Source organism: Microcoleus sp. N9_B4, assembly GCF_036701635.1.
Lineage (GTDB): Bacteria > Cyanobacteriota > Cyanobacteriia > Cyanobacteriales > Microcoleaceae > Microcoleus.
In genome coordinates this window covers 140,429-156,602 of the sequence record NZ_JAUBRC010000008.1, presented here as the reverse complement: position 1 = coordinate 156,602, position 16,174 = coordinate 140,429, and the positions used below count along the sequence as shown (strand labels likewise).

Annotated in this window: 9 protein-coding genes and 1 tRNA gene; 3 read left to right on the top strand and 7 right to left on the bottom strand. The window is 47.9% G+C overall.

Annotated features, from left to right (window positions below):
- Positions 1-26: 26 nt before the first annotated feature.
- From QUA43_RS07960 to QUA43_RS07940, 5 genes are all read right to left on the bottom strand, one after another.
- The gene (locus tag QUA43_RS07960) at positions 27-5,258 is read right to left on the bottom strand and encodes an SdrD B-like domain-containing protein (RefSeq protein ID WP_333372543.1); all 5,232 of its coding nucleotides are present in this window, start codon (positions 5,256-5,258) and stop codon (positions 27-29) included.
- Between the two features lie 696 nt (positions 5,259-5,954).
- The gene (locus QUA43_RS07955) at positions 5,955-6,314 is read right to left on the bottom strand and encodes an NIL domain-containing protein (protein WP_333372542.1); all 360 of its coding nucleotides are present in this window, start codon (positions 6,312-6,314) and stop codon (positions 5,955-5,957) included.
- Between the two features lie 256 nt (positions 6,315-6,570).
- Positions 6,571-7,449 (bottom strand): sulfate ABC transporter permease subunit CysW, encoded by an 879-nt coding sequence (gene cysW, locus QUA43_RS07950; protein WP_333372540.1) that lies wholly within the window; start codon positions 7,447-7,449, stop codon positions 6,571-6,573.
- Positions 7,439-8,299 (bottom strand): sulfate ABC transporter permease subunit CysT, encoded by an 861-nt coding sequence (cysT, locus tag QUA43_RS07945; protein ID WP_333372538.1) that lies wholly within the window; start codon positions 8,297-8,299, stop codon positions 7,439-7,441. The genes cysW and cysT overlap by 11 nt, the downstream gene beginning before the upstream one ends.
- A gap of 239 nt (positions 8,300-8,538) precedes the next feature.
- A complete protein-coding gene (locus QUA43_RS07940; RefSeq protein WP_333372536.1) occupies positions 8,539-9,696 on the bottom strand; it encodes a sulfate ABC transporter substrate-binding protein in 1,158 nt (385 codons plus the stop codon).
- Positions 9,697-10,201: 505 nt separating this feature from the next.
- Between QUA43_RS07940 and QUA43_RS07935 the strand changes: the two genes are divergently transcribed.
- The 3 genes from QUA43_RS07935 to QUA43_RS07925 all read left to right on the top strand — a co-directional run bounded on the left by QUA43_RS07935 (position 10,202) and on the right by QUA43_RS07925 (position 12,820).
- Complete coding sequence (locus tag QUA43_RS07935; RefSeq protein WP_333372534.1) at positions 10,202-12,358, top strand: WD40 domain-containing protein; 2,157 nt, start codon at positions 10,202-10,204, stop codon at positions 12,356-12,358.
- A 139-nt stretch (positions 12,359-12,497) separates the two neighbouring features.
- Positions 12,498-12,570, top strand: a tRNA-Thr gene (locus tag QUA43_RS07930).
- 49 nt (positions 12,571-12,619) lie between these two features.
- Positions 12,620-12,820 carry a hypothetical protein gene (locus QUA43_RS07925; RefSeq protein WP_333372532.1) on the top strand — a complete coding sequence of 67 codons (201 nt, stop codon included), beginning with the start codon at positions 12,620-12,622 and terminating at the stop codon, positions 12,818-12,820.
- Positions 12,821-13,059: 239 nt separating this feature from the next.
- On the opposite strand, the gene QUA43_RS07920 is transcribed toward QUA43_RS07925, so the two are convergent.
- Positions 13,060-14,973 (bottom strand): aminopeptidase P family protein, encoded by a 1,914-nt coding sequence (locus QUA43_RS07920; RefSeq protein ID WP_333372530.1) that lies wholly within the window; start codon positions 14,971-14,973, stop codon positions 13,060-13,062.
- Between the two features lie 16 nt (positions 14,974-14,989).
- On the bottom strand, positions 14,990-16,159 hold the full coding sequence (locus tag QUA43_RS07915; RefSeq protein WP_333372529.1) for a pyridoxal phosphate-dependent aminotransferase: 1,170 nt from the start codon (positions 16,157-16,159) through the stop codon (positions 14,990-14,992).
- Between the last annotated feature and the right edge of the window lie 15 nt (positions 16,160-16,174).

The window sequence follows — 16,174 nt, the reverse complement described above, 5'->3', positions numbered from 1 at the left end:
GCGCGCACCTTAATGCGGAGTGCGGACTAAACCACCAAAAAACTCTGAGCCGATAACTGGCTAGGCTGCACGCCCGCCACTATAGCCAAAATCTGGTCGCTGTTGGCAATCCCGATCGCAGTTGAGCCATTAGCTTCGATAAACGACAGTTGAGTGAAGTTCAAGCCTCCAAGCAACACGATCCCATCAACTCCTTCCGTGAAGTTGATAATGGTGTCAATTCCTCCGTCCGCTGACAAGACAAAGCCATTGCTGGCAATGCCGCCGACGAGGGTATCGCTGCCTAAGCCGCCAAAGAGCAACTCATCACCGGTGCCACCAAAGAGCAAATCGTCGCCGCTGCCGCCAATTAAGGTATTGTTACCGTCGCCGCCGCAGAGAGTGTCATTACCTTGATCGCCAATTAGCACGTCGTTGCCAGCGCCTCCCAACATTACGTCATCGGCTTTGCCCCCGTACAATAAGTCATTGCCTTCGTCACCAGAGATCGAGTCGTTGCCGCGATTGCCATAAATCGAGTCGTTACCGAGATCGCCAAAAATCAGGTCAAACCCTTTGCCACCAAAGAGAGTATCGTTATCGATCCCTCCGTAGACAGTATCGTTGGCTATATTGCCATTGATATAGTCACCGCCCCCTCGACCAAAGATCAAATCGTTGCCGCCCAACCCGAAGATAGAGTCACTGCCGGCACTACCCACGATCGTATCGTCGCCGTTAGGGCCATTGATCACATTACCCGCTGAAGGAGTGCCGGGTTCATTAGGAGTAGCGATCCTGGGGAAGTTCTCAGGGCAAACCAAATCTGTCGGTACAGGTGCAGGCGTCGGCGTCGGTACAGGTGCAGGCGTCGGCGTCGGTACAGGTGCAGGCGTCGGCGTCGGTGCAGGTGCAGGCGTCGGCGTCGGTGCAGGTGTCGGCGTCGGCGATGTCGGCGGTGTCGGTGCAGGTGTCGGTGTGGGTGCAGGTGTCGGCGTCGGCGTCGGGAAGTTCCCGAAGTTGATGCCGCTGACAATAGCGCCTGAAGTTAGGGTGATGTCGGCGGGGTCGGCGGTGCTTTGGGTGAACCCAGTTTGGTTGACTTCCCGGACACGGTAGGTTCCCGGCGTTAGGTTCGCGAACAGGTAGTTGCCGCTGTTGTCTGTGGTAGTAGTAACAGGAGCAGGAGCAGTTCCAGCTACGACATTGGTTAACTGAATTTGGAAATTGGGTAAACCCGGTTCTCCAGCATCCTGAGTGCCATTGTTGTTGCTGTCTCGGAACTTCAGACCTCGGATCGCCCCGGGTTGCGGCAGGAAGTTGCCGAAGTCAATGCCTGTGATGTTATCGGAGGGATTAACCGTAACGGGGGCGGGGTTGGGGGTCGTCTGTGTCCAACCGTTTTGCTGGACTTCCCTTACCTGGTAAGTACCTGCGGGTATATCTCGGAGAGTGTAGTTGCCCGCTGCATCAGTGATGGTAGTCGGTTCGCCCTGCTCAAAGATGCCATCGGGATTGATACTGTCGAGGAAGATTTGCCAGTTACCTAGCCCCAATTCTCCGGCATCCTTAACGCCGTTGTTGTTGAGGTCATTGAATTTTTGACCGCTGATAGTGCTCGACTGGAAGTTGCCGAAGTTGATATTAGCTATGTCTTGACCGCTGGTGACAGTGATGTCATCCGGGTCGGGGGTAGTTTGCGTCCAAGTAGGCTGCAAGACTTCCCGCACCTTGTAGGTTCCTGCTGCCAAATCGAGGAATTTGTAGGTGCCGGCGGCATCGGTGAGGGTGTTCGGTTCCCCGGTGTCGAGAATGTTGTCGTCGTTGGTATCGAGGAAGAATTGCCAGTTGGCAAGCCCTAGTTCCCCGGTATCTTGTACCCCGTTGTTGTTGAGGTCATTGAACTTCAGACCGCTGATGCTATTGGGCTTGAAGTTGCCAAAGTTGTTGTTTTGGGAGTCGGTGCCGCTGGTGACGGCGATCGTAAACGAGCCCGGGGCGGGGGGGAGCGTTTGCGTCCAGCCTGTTTGGGGTACTTCCCGGACGTTGTAGGTGCCGGCTAGCAGGTTGGTGAACTCGTACTTGCCCTCGACATTGGTGACGGCGCTGACTTCGGTTGGGTCTTGGGTGCCACTGTTGTCGGCATCCAGGTAGATTGTCCAGCCTGCTACCGGTGGTTCGCCCATCTCTTGGGTGCCACTTCTGTTGAGGTCGTTAAATTTGATCCCGCTAATCTTGCCAAACTGGAAGTTTCCGAAGTTGGTGGGAGTGGCGGCGGTGTTGGTAACGGGAGTATCGCTGGTGGGAGTGATGCTACCAGTGGGGGCAAGAGTTGCTTGCCAACCAGTCTTTGGCACTTCCTTTAGGGTGTATGTGCCGGGCCCAACATCGGTAAAGGTGTAGTTGCCAGTGGTAGTTGTACTTTGGGTTTGTACCAATGCACCGGCGGCGTTGAGCAACTGAATATCAAACAGAGTTGCTGGTGCTCCGTCTGTCCCATCTAGGACTCCGTTGCCGTTTTTGTCCTCGAATTTGGTGCCGCTAATGGTGATGTTTTTGAAGTTGCCAAAGTTGAGGCCCGGAACGTTAGCATTGGTTATCGTTGCGCCGCTTTGGAGAGGGATGTCGGCAGGATCGGTTGAAGTTTTTGTGGAACCTCCGGGCACGACTTCTCGGACGCGATAGGCTGCACCCGCAGGCAGAGGTGGCAAGGCTGCGAAACTGTAAATACCAGTTGTTGGATCAGTGGTGGTACTACTTATCGTTGCCCCGGTGATGGCGTTGAGCAAATTAATCGTAACGGGAGTAGTTACTGGCAGATCCCCTGGATCTTGAGTGCCGTTGGCGTTTTTATCATCAAATTTCAAACCACTGATGGTCATTAACTGGAAGTTGCCGAAGTCGGCGTTAGACACATCAGCAGTACCAGTGGTCACTGTTGGCGCTAAAGTCTGTACCCAACCTGGTTGTAACGTTTCGGCGATTGCAGTGTTTGCCTTAGTATCGGTGAGGGTGTATTGACCCAAAGTTGCAGCAACCGCAGAGCTAACAGCAGTCTTAGTTCCTGCGGTAATAGTCCATCCACCTAAACCTGGATCTGTCGCAGCTTTAACGCCGTCGCCGTTGAGATCGTTGAATTTCTGACCCTGAACAACGGGCCCGTACTCGTAAGCACCGATGTCAACATTGGGTTTGGCAACGAGAGTATTGTCAATTTTGCGAGGGAAACCAGTGCCGCGTTGGTCGAAAGTAGTAAGACCCACTGCCGTTATGGTTGGGTCGCCTCCACCAATGGCAGGGTTGCTGCTGGTAGTTACAGGGCTATTATCAACTAGCGCAAGGGTCAAAGGCCCTGCTGTTGCGCCGTTGAGTCCGGCAGCGGCGGCTGGTGCTAATACATTTGCGATAGGAACTGCTAATTGCTCAGTAGCCGCAAAACCTGTACTCCCGGTGATAACTCCAATCAGGTTGTTGTTCCCTGTGAATGCTCCTGTAACATCGGTGTTGGTAGCAGCAGTGTTGCCAGCGACGATCGTATTCTTGACCGTGACAGTACCACCGTTGTCAATTCCTCCGGATCTAGCAATCAGACTAGCCGGCGCGCCAACAGTAGCGGCTGTAGCAGAGTTATAGGCGATCGTGTTGTTAGTGAGGGTAGCTGTACCACCTAAGTTGACGAAAATTGCACCGCCTGCCGCTGTACCCGCACCTGCGGTAGCATCACCAGCATTTCCACCCCTGACTGTATTGCTATACAAGGTGCTGTTGGTCAAGGTCAAGCTGCCACCACCGACAAAAATCGCACCACCCAAACCAGCACCGCCACCACCTGCGGTAGTGCTACCAGCACCGCCACCAGCACCGCCAGCACCGCCAGTGCTACCAGCACCACCGCCACCACCCAAGCCACCAGCACCGCCAGCACCGCCAGCACCGCCAGCACCGCCAGCACCGCCACCGCCGCCAACACCGCCAGCACCACCAGCACCGCCCAGGCCAGCAGCACCGCCCAGGCCAGGAGGACCAGCAGCAGCACCGCCAGCACCGCCAGCACCACCGCCACCACCACCGCCGCCGAAGATTCCGGCACCGCCAATCCCACCAGGACTGCCAGGCCCACCACTACCGGCGGTGGCTCCACCAGTACCACCAATGCCACCAACGCCACCAGTGCCACCAGGGAAGCCAGGGCTACCATTTCCAGCGGTGCCACCAGTGCCGCCAACGCCATTAGGAACACCACCAACACCACCGATCCCGGCCGCACCAGGAGTGCCACCAGCAACACCAGTGTTTAAGTCGCTGTTGCCACCAGCGCCACCGCTGCCAAGAGTACCGTTACCGCCGATCGCCTGGTTGTTCGAGAAAGTCACTCTGTCAACAATTACACTGCCAGTATTGATAAAAAGTGCGCCGCCTAAACCGCCAGCGCCGCCACCACCACCAACTGGTGCGTTGCCACCTAATGCTCTTGCAGAATCAATGGTGAGGTTGGAGATGTTGACTGGGTTTGCACCGCTATCAACTACGAAGGCGCGGAAATTACTACCGCCCCTGATGGCAAAACCTCCGCCAATGATATTGGTGTTGTCACTAATTTTTGGCAGCAGCCCCGTGAGGGTGATATCCGCAGTCAGGGTAATTGTGTCAATCCCAGCATTGATGTTGGCAACATTGATGGCATTTACCAGTCCGTTAAAGTCGCCAGTCGTTTGGTTCAAGTCAGCCAGTACGCCATTGTAAGCTTCCCTCGCCTCAGCAGAAAATGCCAAAGGTGTTTCTATGTTGCCCGTAGTTACTTCCAGTTCCCAGTCTCCACCCAGTGCCGCACTGCCGGTCAAGTTATCGGAAGCTGCAATATTTGCCCCGGTGAGCTGGCTCAGCCTTTCCACAAAAGCAACACCTGCTTCTGTGGCGGCGACGTTGCAACCGTAAAGCAGAATTTCTGGTTTAGCTGTAATTGAAGAGTTCGAGTTTGCTTCGGCTGCTGGCAAAGCAAACCATGTTTCTAAATAATTGCGGTAGCTTTCAATGTTGCTGAGATTTAGTTCTGTGCCTCCCAGTTGTAAGCTGGCTGCTGCGCCGTGAGACAAAATGTGGACGGCTGCAATGTTTTGCCGCTGTTTAAGTGTTTCGGCGATTTGCTCGATGCCGTCGCGATCGGCATTCAGAATAACAATTTCTGTATCGGGATTGACCGTTTCTGTTAAACTTTCGCAATCTTTAACTTGTGAATCTGCAAAAACTATCTGGTGTTTCCGTTCTTTATAGAGTTCCACGTTTAAATTCTCCTGGTACACGCACACATCAAATTCATATCACAAACCAACCGCAGCAGCGATCGATCTTTTTCCAGCGCGGATGAGAGTCGTTGGCGAAGCCCTCGAAGAGGATCGCCCCTAACTTTCACCTAAATTGAATATTGACAAAAACTTTTTTTTATGCTTCCCTGCCCTAACTGAGTTAGTTTGATTGCTTAGAAGTTTTAAAGGGGGATATTGTTCCGGCTGTTACAAAAATGTTGGAGAAGACTTGCGCGCCGTTTATTGATATACCAGAGATAGAAAAAATACCAAATTTTATCAAAAATGTCAACCGAATAGTTAACTGATGACGATCGATATTTGTTAATCAAGAGTCATCAGTCACGGTTATTAGCTGTAAGCTGATATTATTGGATAATTGTTGGCTGCTGAATGATCTGTATGTGCGATCCTCTTCGAGGGCTTCGCTAACGAATAACCGCAATCAAATTGCTTGGCAGTAAGGAATACAAGTCCTCTGAGTTTTATGATCACTTGCATTCCTCACTAGAAGCGTGATAACGGTAATTTTACAGGAATAGATAGGCTGACTCATGACTAACATTCCTGGAGACTATTAGACTCAATAAACCGGCTCGAAAAAAGAAAATTAGGCGTGGCAGTCCAGAATATTAACTCCTCTTCCAGTTTGGTGCGTCAAAGACTCACTAATTACCAAGTTTCTTCATCGGGATTATTGGAATTACTCCAGATTTCCACATCTAAATCATTGAGATAAATCAGAGCCGTTTCAATCTGTTTACTTGTACCGTTAAGTTCCAAGTCAAACCAACCGTCATCTAAAGTTTTAACACCCAACAAAGCAGCATTAAAATTCACCGTCAAACCGTATTCAGAAATCAGGTGAGAAATGACAGGTTCCTGATGGTATTCTTTAGGAATACGAATGCGAATGCGCGTTTGAGTTGGTCTGTTGTCACCACTATCAGAGTGGGGAATATCTGATTCTTGGGTTCTGTGAAAATTGTCGATCGCCTCAAATTGAGATTCGCTAGTGTTGTGAGCTAACATTTGGGACTCCTAATTTTTGTTTCAGTTTACACTTTGCACCAATATCTTGTAGGGTGCGTCGCTGCGAGATTTTCGATCTTCCAACCATATTGTCGATAGCGCCGCACCTTACTAATGACTGGTTTGAGGGATGAGGTTCACAGCGCGCACCCTAATGACTAATGACTAATGACTAATGACTAATGACTAATGACTACTGACTAATGACTACTGACTACTGACTACTGACTAATGACTACTGACTAATGACTACTGACTATTCTTCAACTTCTTTGATCCTAGTTTTTCGTTCTAAAATCTCCTTAAGCACGAGGGTAACAACTGCTAAAAGACCGAGAACTACCGCAGCCGAAAATGCGGCTTGCGTCGCGTACTGCTTGTAAGCATCCTCTACAAACAAAGGCAAAGTTTGCGTTTTTTTAGCAATATTTCCCGACACCACAGAGACGGCTCCAAATTCTCCCATTGCTCTAGCATTGGTCAAAATTACTCCGTAAAGTAATCCCCACCGAATACTCGGAAGCGTAACATTCCAGAAAATTTGCCAGTCATTTGCTCCCAAAGTTTTCGCCGCCTCTTCTTGATCAGTTCCCACTTCTTCCAAAACAGGAATCACTTCGCGGGCTACAAAAGGCAAGGTAACAAAGGCAGTAGCGAGCACCATTCCAGGGAAGGCAAAAATAACCCTGATATTTGCCGCCTCCAGCCACGGCCCGAACCATCCCACCCGACCGTAAAGCAGTACAATCATTAAACCTGCAACTACGGGAGAGATGGCAAAAGGCACGTCTAAAAGGCTGATTAATAGCGTGCGGCCCCGAAATTTATTGCGACCAATTACCCAGGCTGCACACAAACCGAATACTGTATTTATAGGCACAACTATCAGAGAAATTACCAGGGTAAGTTGCGCTGCGTGCAGAAAATCGGGTGAGGTTAAGTTAGACAAAAATGGCTCAAATCCCTTTCTGAAAGCTTGATAAAAAACGTTGAGAGTAGGGATAAATAAGACAAGAGCGAGATAGCCGATCGCAATTCCGATTAAAGTTGGTTTTACCCAAGCTTTTTCCTGACTCCGGCTAGAACCACTGGGCGGAAATTTGTAATCAGCGGGTGAATTGATATTAGCCGTCATAGCGTCTTCTCCATGCTTGTAAGAGATTAATGGCGAACAGCATTGCCAGGGAAATAGCTAACATGACAGTGCCGATAACTGTTGCTCCTGCATAGTCGTACTGTTCCAATCTTTGAAAAATTAATACGGGCGCGATTAAATCTTTGAACGGTATGTTAGAAGCTACAATTACAGTAGAGCCGTACTCGCCTACCGCTCGCGAAAATCCGAGTGCTACTCCGGTTAAAATAGACGGAAATAACGGCGGTAAAACTACTCGCCAGAAGGTTTGAAATTGAGATGCACCTAAGCACCAAGCTGCTTCTTCGATGTCTTTTTCCATCTCGTTTAAAACGGGCTGTACGGTTCTAACGATAAATGGCAAGGAAATAAATATCATCGCTATACCTACGCCCAATCGAGTAAACGATATCTTGATTCCCAAAGGTGCAAAAAGCGAACCAATCCAGCCGTTATCGCTGTAAACTGTGGCAAGAGTTAAACCGGCAACGGAGGTGGGCAGTGCAAAAGGCAAATCGACGATTGCATCGACAATCCGTTTTAATGGAAAGTCGTAGCGGACTAAAACCCAGGCAATTAATGTGCCGAATACTCCGTTAATTAATGCCGCAATTAATGCCGTAAAGAAGGTGACATCGTAGGCGGAAAGGGCGATCGGACTGGTGGCAATTGCCAAAAATTCAGCGGGGTTTGCTGTGCTGGCTTTCAGCAGCATTGCTGCAACTGGGAGCAATAGCATTAAGCTGAGGTAGCCTAGGGTGATGCCCCAAGGTAATGTGATTTTGCCGATCGCCCTTTTGATATGCTGAATTGGAGATTGAGGGTTAATGATGGGAGAGGAGACAGTCATAAGTGAATAGTTTTGATTGGGGAATAATTGCGCTCCGGGGCTGCTTTTACCAATAATAATTGCCTAAAACCAATCATCTCGTAAACCCGCCCCGTCCGATTAGATAGATGTAGGGTGCGTCGCCATCCTATAATCTGCAAGGCGCGATCGAATATCTAGGAGCGACGCACCATACCAGATACGGGTTTTACCAATAATAATTGCCTAAAACCAATCATCTCGTAAACCCGCCCCGGCCACTACTGTCTAATTGAACCTTGAATTTTGTCAAAAACAGCTCCGTCATCGAAGAATTTCTTCTGAATATCTCCCCAACCTCCTAAGTCTTGAGCTGTAAATAGGGTTTTGATTGGGGCATATTTTTTGACAAATTCTGGTTCCGCCGCTACTGTCGCATCTACTGGGCGGAAGCCTGCTTTGGCAAATTCTCGTTGAGCTTCTGGGGTGTACAGAAATTTGACAAATGCTTCGGCGACTTCGCGAGTGCCGTGTTTATCAACGTTTTTATCGACAATGGCAATGGGATTGTCGATCGAAACATTGACTTCGGGAATAGTATAAGTTGGTTTTTCGCCTTTCTCACCTGCCAGAAGAATCTCGTTTTCGTAGTTAATTAAGGCGTCGCCTTGGCCTTGTTTGAAAAATACGTCGGTGGCTTCGCGGGCGTCTTTAGTCAGGATGGGGACGTTTTTGTAGACTTTAGTAGTCAAGTCTAATGCTTTGGTTTCGTCTCCTCCGGTTTTAACAACCGAACCCCAAAGTGCGAGGAAATTCCAGCGGGCAACGCCTGATGTTTTGGGATCGGCAGTAATCACTTTTACTCCGTCTTTGCTTAAATCTTCCCAGGTGTTGATGCCTTTGGGATTGCCATCGCGGGTGACTATTGCTCCTACGGATTTGCTGACTATGCCTTCGTTGGGGACTTCTTTTTCCCACCCAGGCTCAATGAGTCCGGCTTTTTCGATTTTTGCAGTGTCGAGGGCGAGGGCTAGGTGTACGATGTCTGCTTCTAAACCGTCAATTACGGCCCGAGTTTGGGAACCGGAACCGCCGTAGCTTTGGTTGAAGGTGACGGTTTGGCCTTTTTCTTTTTGCCATTGTTCTATGAATTTGGGAATTATGGCTTCGTGGGCGGCTTTGGTGACGGCGAAGGATACTAGGGTTAATTCTACGTTGCCTTTGTTGGCTGCTGGGCTAGCACCGCCTGGACTGCTGCCGGGACTGGCTGCGGGGTTGTTGCTGCTGCTGGGGCCGCAGGATGCAACGGCGAGACTTAAAGTTATTCCCACTAAAAATAGGGACACAAATCTTTTCAGCCCCGTCAATGATTGATTTGTGCTGGCTGATGGCTGTTGCGGCCAGTCAAGGTGTTGAGTTAGGCGTTGCCACGGGCTCATTATATTTGTTCCTCTAGAAAAAGTACGGTTATTAGGTCGGAATACCGTAATTATGGTTGTGAAGTACGATTATAGACAAGAGCGAGTCAAAAGGCAACAAAAAAAACAAATTGGGGGAACTCAGGGTCGATCGCATATCCTGAAGTCTTTTCCGTCGGTGCTTTGGATTCAGATTCGGGGTAAAATGTAAAGTGTATAAATACTCTTATTGAGTTAAGGTGCTAAACTTGCGCGGCTGCACGATACGCCTTACAGATACGTTGACCGATCGCCCAAATGTAGGGCTCATGTCAAGATCCCCCGCCCCATCGAGATATGCCTGAGCGAAAGCATCCAGGATACAAGCCGCCGGATTCATCCGTCCAGAAATAAAAAACCTGTATCCGATAAACTTGCCCCCGAATTTATACGTGGGGTCAATGCTTCAATCTAAAATCTAAAATCTAAAATCTAAAATCGATTGACTCGCGCGATCGCCCTTAACTAAGAAAAAGTTTTAACTGGTATGTCCCTACCCCGCCCCGTCTCAGACACCCTAATTGAACTGTTGAAGCCTGTAGCCTCTGAATTGGGAGAAAGATTGGGAGCAAGCGCTGTCAACGAACGCTATGCAGAAATTGAGCCCTCTGGTTCTTCAGCTTTGAACCAGCAAATCAAAAAAGACCCGCGCTGGATTAAAGCACAAGTAAGATATTTGCAGCGGCAGCAGGCCAGAGAACAAGAATTAATCGCGATCGCTGGCGCAGAAGAAAGGGTAAAGGAAGAACGGGCTAATCGAATTAAGGCACAAGAAGTAAGAGATAAGCGGGCAATTAGTCGGCTTTGCCGCGACTTAATGCGGGAGTTTCAATCAGAAGCAATTCGAGTTAAGCTGAGCGAAATTCAAACTATTTGGGACAAGGACAACTGGTTTTCTAATTTGAGCAGGCAGGAAACTGAACAGATTTTGCAGCAGCAGCAGCACCGATTGCTGCTGTTAGTTGCTCCCGCAAAAATTAGCCAAGATTGCCCCGATTCGTTTCGCCACAATCTGAATATCGAGCTGCCGGCTAAGTTAAGAGCTTTTTTGAACCAGCACTACCCCCCGCACGGAGATTTGTGCCCGGTTCAGTTTTACGGAGATTATTTCAAAAAATCGATTTCTGATATAGATGTGGAGCGGTTGCAGACTGTGTTGTCTCCCGTACCGACAGCTATACTGTACAGCGATATCAGCGATTATGAAGTTAATTTTCATGTTGGTTTTTGGGGAGTCATCAATCAGAGCGTTTCTCTAGTGGCGATGCAGCCTTGGAATTGGGAAGAGGTTTATAACCAGTTGGAGGCGGAGGGGAAAGATAAAAAGCTGAGCCTGCGGATTATTCGGCAAATAATTGTGACTATTCACAAGTTATTGGCGGCTTTTTTAGCTGATTTGTATTATTTAAATATCGATTTTACTCACGAACCTCAGTTATTTCAATTAGAGGCGGAATTTGCTCATGAATGGTTTTCTAAAGATTGGGCCCAACCGTATATTGAAACTCTTAAAGAAATTCAGGATCAGCAGCGAATAGTCTATAAGGGAGAGATGCGGCGGCTGGCGCTGCGAGAAGCGAAAGCTAGGGCGGAACGCCAGCGTTTGGAGGAGGCTGAACTCAAACGCAGAGATGAAGCTGAGGCTGCAGCTAAGCGGGTGAAGGAATTAGCTCACAAATTAAAACATCAGAAATGGCGGTGTGTATATACCCTGCCAGGACATTCATCGTTTGTGAATTCTCTGGCGATTAGCCCTGACGGTAAAATCTTGGCTAGCGGTAGTTGGGATAAAACTATTAAGATTTGGAATTTAGAAAGCACGGAATTAATTGGCACTCTGACGGGACATTCCGATCGCGTAAATTCGGTTGCTATTAGCTATGACGGAAAAATGTTGGTCAGCGGCAGTTCCGACGAAACAATTAAGTTTTGGAATTTGCACAGCGGCGATTTGCTGTGTACTTTTCCGGGACATTCTATGGAGGTGAATTCGGTGGCGATTAACCCGAAGCGCCTGGTAATTGCTAGCTGCGGCGGGGCTGATAATACGATTAAGCTGTGGAATTTGCGGAGTGGTGAGTTGCTGCGGACTTTGAGGGGTCATTCTGACAATGTGAATGCGGTAGTTTTTAGCCCGGACGGTAAAATATTGGCGAGTGGCAGTTCGGATGCGACGAGTAAGGTTTGGGATGTGGAAAGTGGCAAGTTGCTGCGGACTCTTTCGGGGTTGAATGTTGGGGTGAATTCTGTGGCGATCGCGCCCGATGGTCAGATTCTTGCTAGCGTGAGCAATGATTATACGATTAAGCTGCGGAATTTGCAGACGGGCAGTTTGTTGCGGATTTTAAATACTCATTATGCGAAGGGAAAGGGTGTAACGAATTTAGGAACGAATGAGGCGCTGCATATTTTGCAGAATTATGTGAGTCGGGGCGATTCGGTTGCTATCAGTGGGGACGGTTTGACTTTGGTTAGTGGCTGCGATGATAATACGATTAATATTTGGAATTTGCAGACGGGGGAGTTGTTGAGCAGTCTTAAGGGACATTCGGGTACGGTGTACTCGGTGGCGATCGCACCTTCGGGCAATTTGCTCGCCAGCGGCAGTGCGGATCAGACGATTAAGATTTGGCGCTGCGATTAGTTAATTGGCAGTGGGCAGTGGGAAGTGGGCAGACAATTTCGGTTTTGCCCTTACGGGGAGGGGTTTTGAGCGAATTTAAAAAAAAAATGGCTGGGGGGGTTGCGCTAATGACTATAAGTTTGCTATATTAAGTTTCACTGCTGGTGTAACTCAGTTGGTAGAGTAGCTGATTTGTAATCAGCCTGTCGCAGGTTCAAATCCTGTCACCAGCTTTATTAGTATAATTTTGATAGCTATAACTAGCTACAAATCACAAGCTCTATGTTGACGATCGAGCAAATTGAAGCCGCTATCCTGGATCTACCACCAGATAAGTTTCATCAACTTTTGGAATGGTTTTTTGAGTTGGATTATCGGCGTTGGGACGTGCAGTTAGAACAAGATATTGCTGGCGGTAAGTTGGAAGATTTAGCCCAGGAGGCGATCGCAGATTTTGAGGCGGGGCGCTATCGGGAAATTTGAGGCACTACACGACTCGTCGATTTTGGGAATGCTACAACGCTTTACCTGAAACCGTAAAGCTTTCAGCAGATCGATGTTACGAATTACTCAAAGCCGATCCAACTCATCCATCGCTGCATTTCAAAAAAGTCGGCAAGTATTGGTCAGTCAAGCCGGACAAGACTACCGAGTTTTGGGTATAGGGATTGAGCAGGGTATTTTGTAGTTTTGGATCGGCGCGCACGCAGAGTACGATCGGCTTATTGGCTAACAGTAACATCAATTTTACCTAACGCAGCGCAGGCTTTTTTCAACCATTCAATTGTGGCTGCATCAAGTACGGGTTCCAGTTTCTCGACTACCGAAGCGTGATAATTATTCAACCATGCGAGTTGAGTCTTTGACAGTCGATCGACATTTATCAATTTTTTGTCAAACGGAATATACGTCAGCGATTCAAATCCGTACCAAACTGTACCGTTTTTTGATGGCATTTCCCTGACAACATAGAGATTTTCGATGCGAATTCCGCCCCATCCCGGTTCGTAATATCCCGGTTCAATGCTAGTTACCATTCCGGCTTCCAGAGGATACTGCACAGATTTGCTGATGCCATTGGGCCCTTCGTGACCGGCTAAAAACGCGCCGACTCCGTGCCCGGTGCCATGTCCGTAGTCTAGCTGTTCTTGCCATAATACCGCACGGGCGATCGCATCTAATTGCGCTCCCGTTGTTCCTTTGGGAAATTGCTGCATTGCACAGTTGATGTGCGCGATTAAGACTGTTGTGTAGTGTTCTATTTGTAGCGCCGTCGGTTCTCCGATACTTATTGTTCTCGTATCGTCGGTTGTACCTGCTAAATATTGCGCGCCTGAGTCCAATAACAGCAGTTCCCCCGGTTTTAAGGTGATTTCTGGGCTGGGGGTTCCGTAATGTACGATCGAGCTATTGGCTCCCGCACCGGCGATCGTTCTAAAAGTTAAAGTCTGAAAATCTGTTTCTTGCTGGTAAAAATTTTCGATGCTTTCTTTGACATCAAACTCGGTCACTACATTACCATTTTCTAGTTGTTGTGTCAACCATTTTAAAGTCAAAGTTTTCGCTCGACTTGCTTTGAAATTGGCTGATTTCATCTGCTCGATTTCAACCGGATTTTTGCGAGCTTTCATCCCTTCTACCGGATGTGTCTTAAAAACTATTTCGATGTTGTAAAACTGTGCTTGTTGATGGTTTAATATTAACTGGTACGTGCCTGCTGTGCTGTGTTTTGGGTCTAAAAGTACCCGAATTTTATGTGGCAAATTTACGCAAGTTTCTAATGTATGCGGATAGTCTGCGTAGGGAAGCAAAGTTACATCCGCCCGCAATTCTTGCTTGATTTCTAGCGAAATTCTTTCGGGATTTGTAAACAAAAACGCTGAATCTGTGGTGACAATGGCATAGGATATGAAAATGGGAATGTGGGGAATATCCGAGCCTCGGAGATTGAACAGCCACGCTATTTGATTCAGGTTGGTAATGGGAAGCACATCGATATTGGCTTTTTGCATCGCTTCCCTGACTCTGGCTAATTTTTCGGCTGCGGTTTCTCCTGTCAGGGATACAGGTAAGCTAAATATGGGTTCTGCATCAATCGCGGGTAAAGTCTCTGCTGTTTGCCAAGGAGTTTGTGATCGCACTTTGTCTGTCAAATTCTCCCGGATTGGTATGAGTTCAATCTCTGCATTCGCGAATTTTTTCACCCAATTTTGATATTGATCTGTCGCTACAGTAAACGGGTCAAAACCCAGGCGAATTTTCGTGGATTTTTGGGTCGATTCTACAGCCAGTTTTTCTAAAGTTTCAATTAAGGTTAAATTTCCTTCTAAGCCGAGTTTCGATATTTGAATAATTCCAGTATCGACTTGCAATTCGGCTTGTTCGTAATAGCGGGAATCCACAAACAACCAAGCGGAATCTTGGCCAACCAACAAATCGCCGGCGGAACCCGTAAAACCGCACATCCAAGCTCGCCGCTGCTTGGCTGCTGGAACTGATAAATTTAAGTGTTCGTCAACCGCTGGGATGTAATAGCAATCTAATTCATAATCTGCCATCAAATCGCGCAAGTCTGCCAGTTTTGCAGCGGAGGTATCTTGAATATTTGTCTTGGCTTTCAAGTTCGTGGCAACCATTTTTAAATTTCCTATTTTACTTGTTTAAAATTGTCTTCAAACCTTTAACTAATCTCCTAATACCTGCGGTGGCGGTTGCTTTCTCCAAAGCACCGTAAGCAACCCGCAAATAGCAGCCGTTATCCATGCCGAAGGTTGTACCGGGAAGCACTGCTACGCGATATTCGCGAATTAATTGTTCCACTAATTCCATTGTATCGAGTTCAGTATCAACTTTCAAGAAAAAGTAGAATGCTCCGGCGGCTGGGGAAATTGTACACAAGTTTTGGATGGTATTGAGTTCGTCTAATACGAGTTGTCGCACAGATGCGATCGCCCTTACATAATTATCGCAGTAACCTCTACCAACTTGCAAGGCTCCCAGCGCTGCATACTGAGAAATTACGGGCGGACAAATTAAGATAGTATCTTGAATCTTTCTCACAGAAACGAGCAAGTGTTCTGGGATTACCATATACCCGATCCGCCAACTCGCAAAACCATAGGCTTTGGAGAGGCTAAACAGAGAAATTGTATGTTCGCTGCTGTTAAGAAAAGCGGCGGGCGAACAGTGTTTTACGCCGTTATAAGTAAAATATTCGTATGCTTCATCGCTGATGTGATATATGTTGTGCTGGCGACAAATTTCGTTAACTTCCCGGAGTGCTTCGATCGAATAAACAACACCAGTGGGATTATTTGGTGAAATGGTAACTATGGCTCGCGTTTGGTCGGTAATTGCTTTTTTTATAGCGTCGATATTAAGTTGATATTTGGCATCGGTTTCTACTATCACTGGTCGGCAATTTGCCATAATTGCCGCCATTTCGTGGTTGAAGTAATAAGGTGATTGGATAATAACTTCGTCCCCCGCCGAAGTGATAGCGAGAATGGCGTTGGTAAATCCCATGTTGCTGCCGGCGGTAACAACAATGCAGTTTTTGCTGTTAATTTCTATGTCGTTATCTGTTTTGAGTTTGGCTGCGATAGCATTCTGTAGTTGTGGAATTCCTTCGACAGCTTTGTATTTGTGATTGTCAGGATTTGCGAAGAATTCGGGGATTTTGTCAAATGATTCTTGTGGCGGATTGTAGTAAACTACGCCTTGTCCTAAAGATATCGTTCCCGGATTTTGGCGAATCAGTTCGCCAACTACTGGAATTATTGGCGACTGTACCGATTGCATTCGAGTCGGGTGAATTTTCATATAATATTTGTTGGG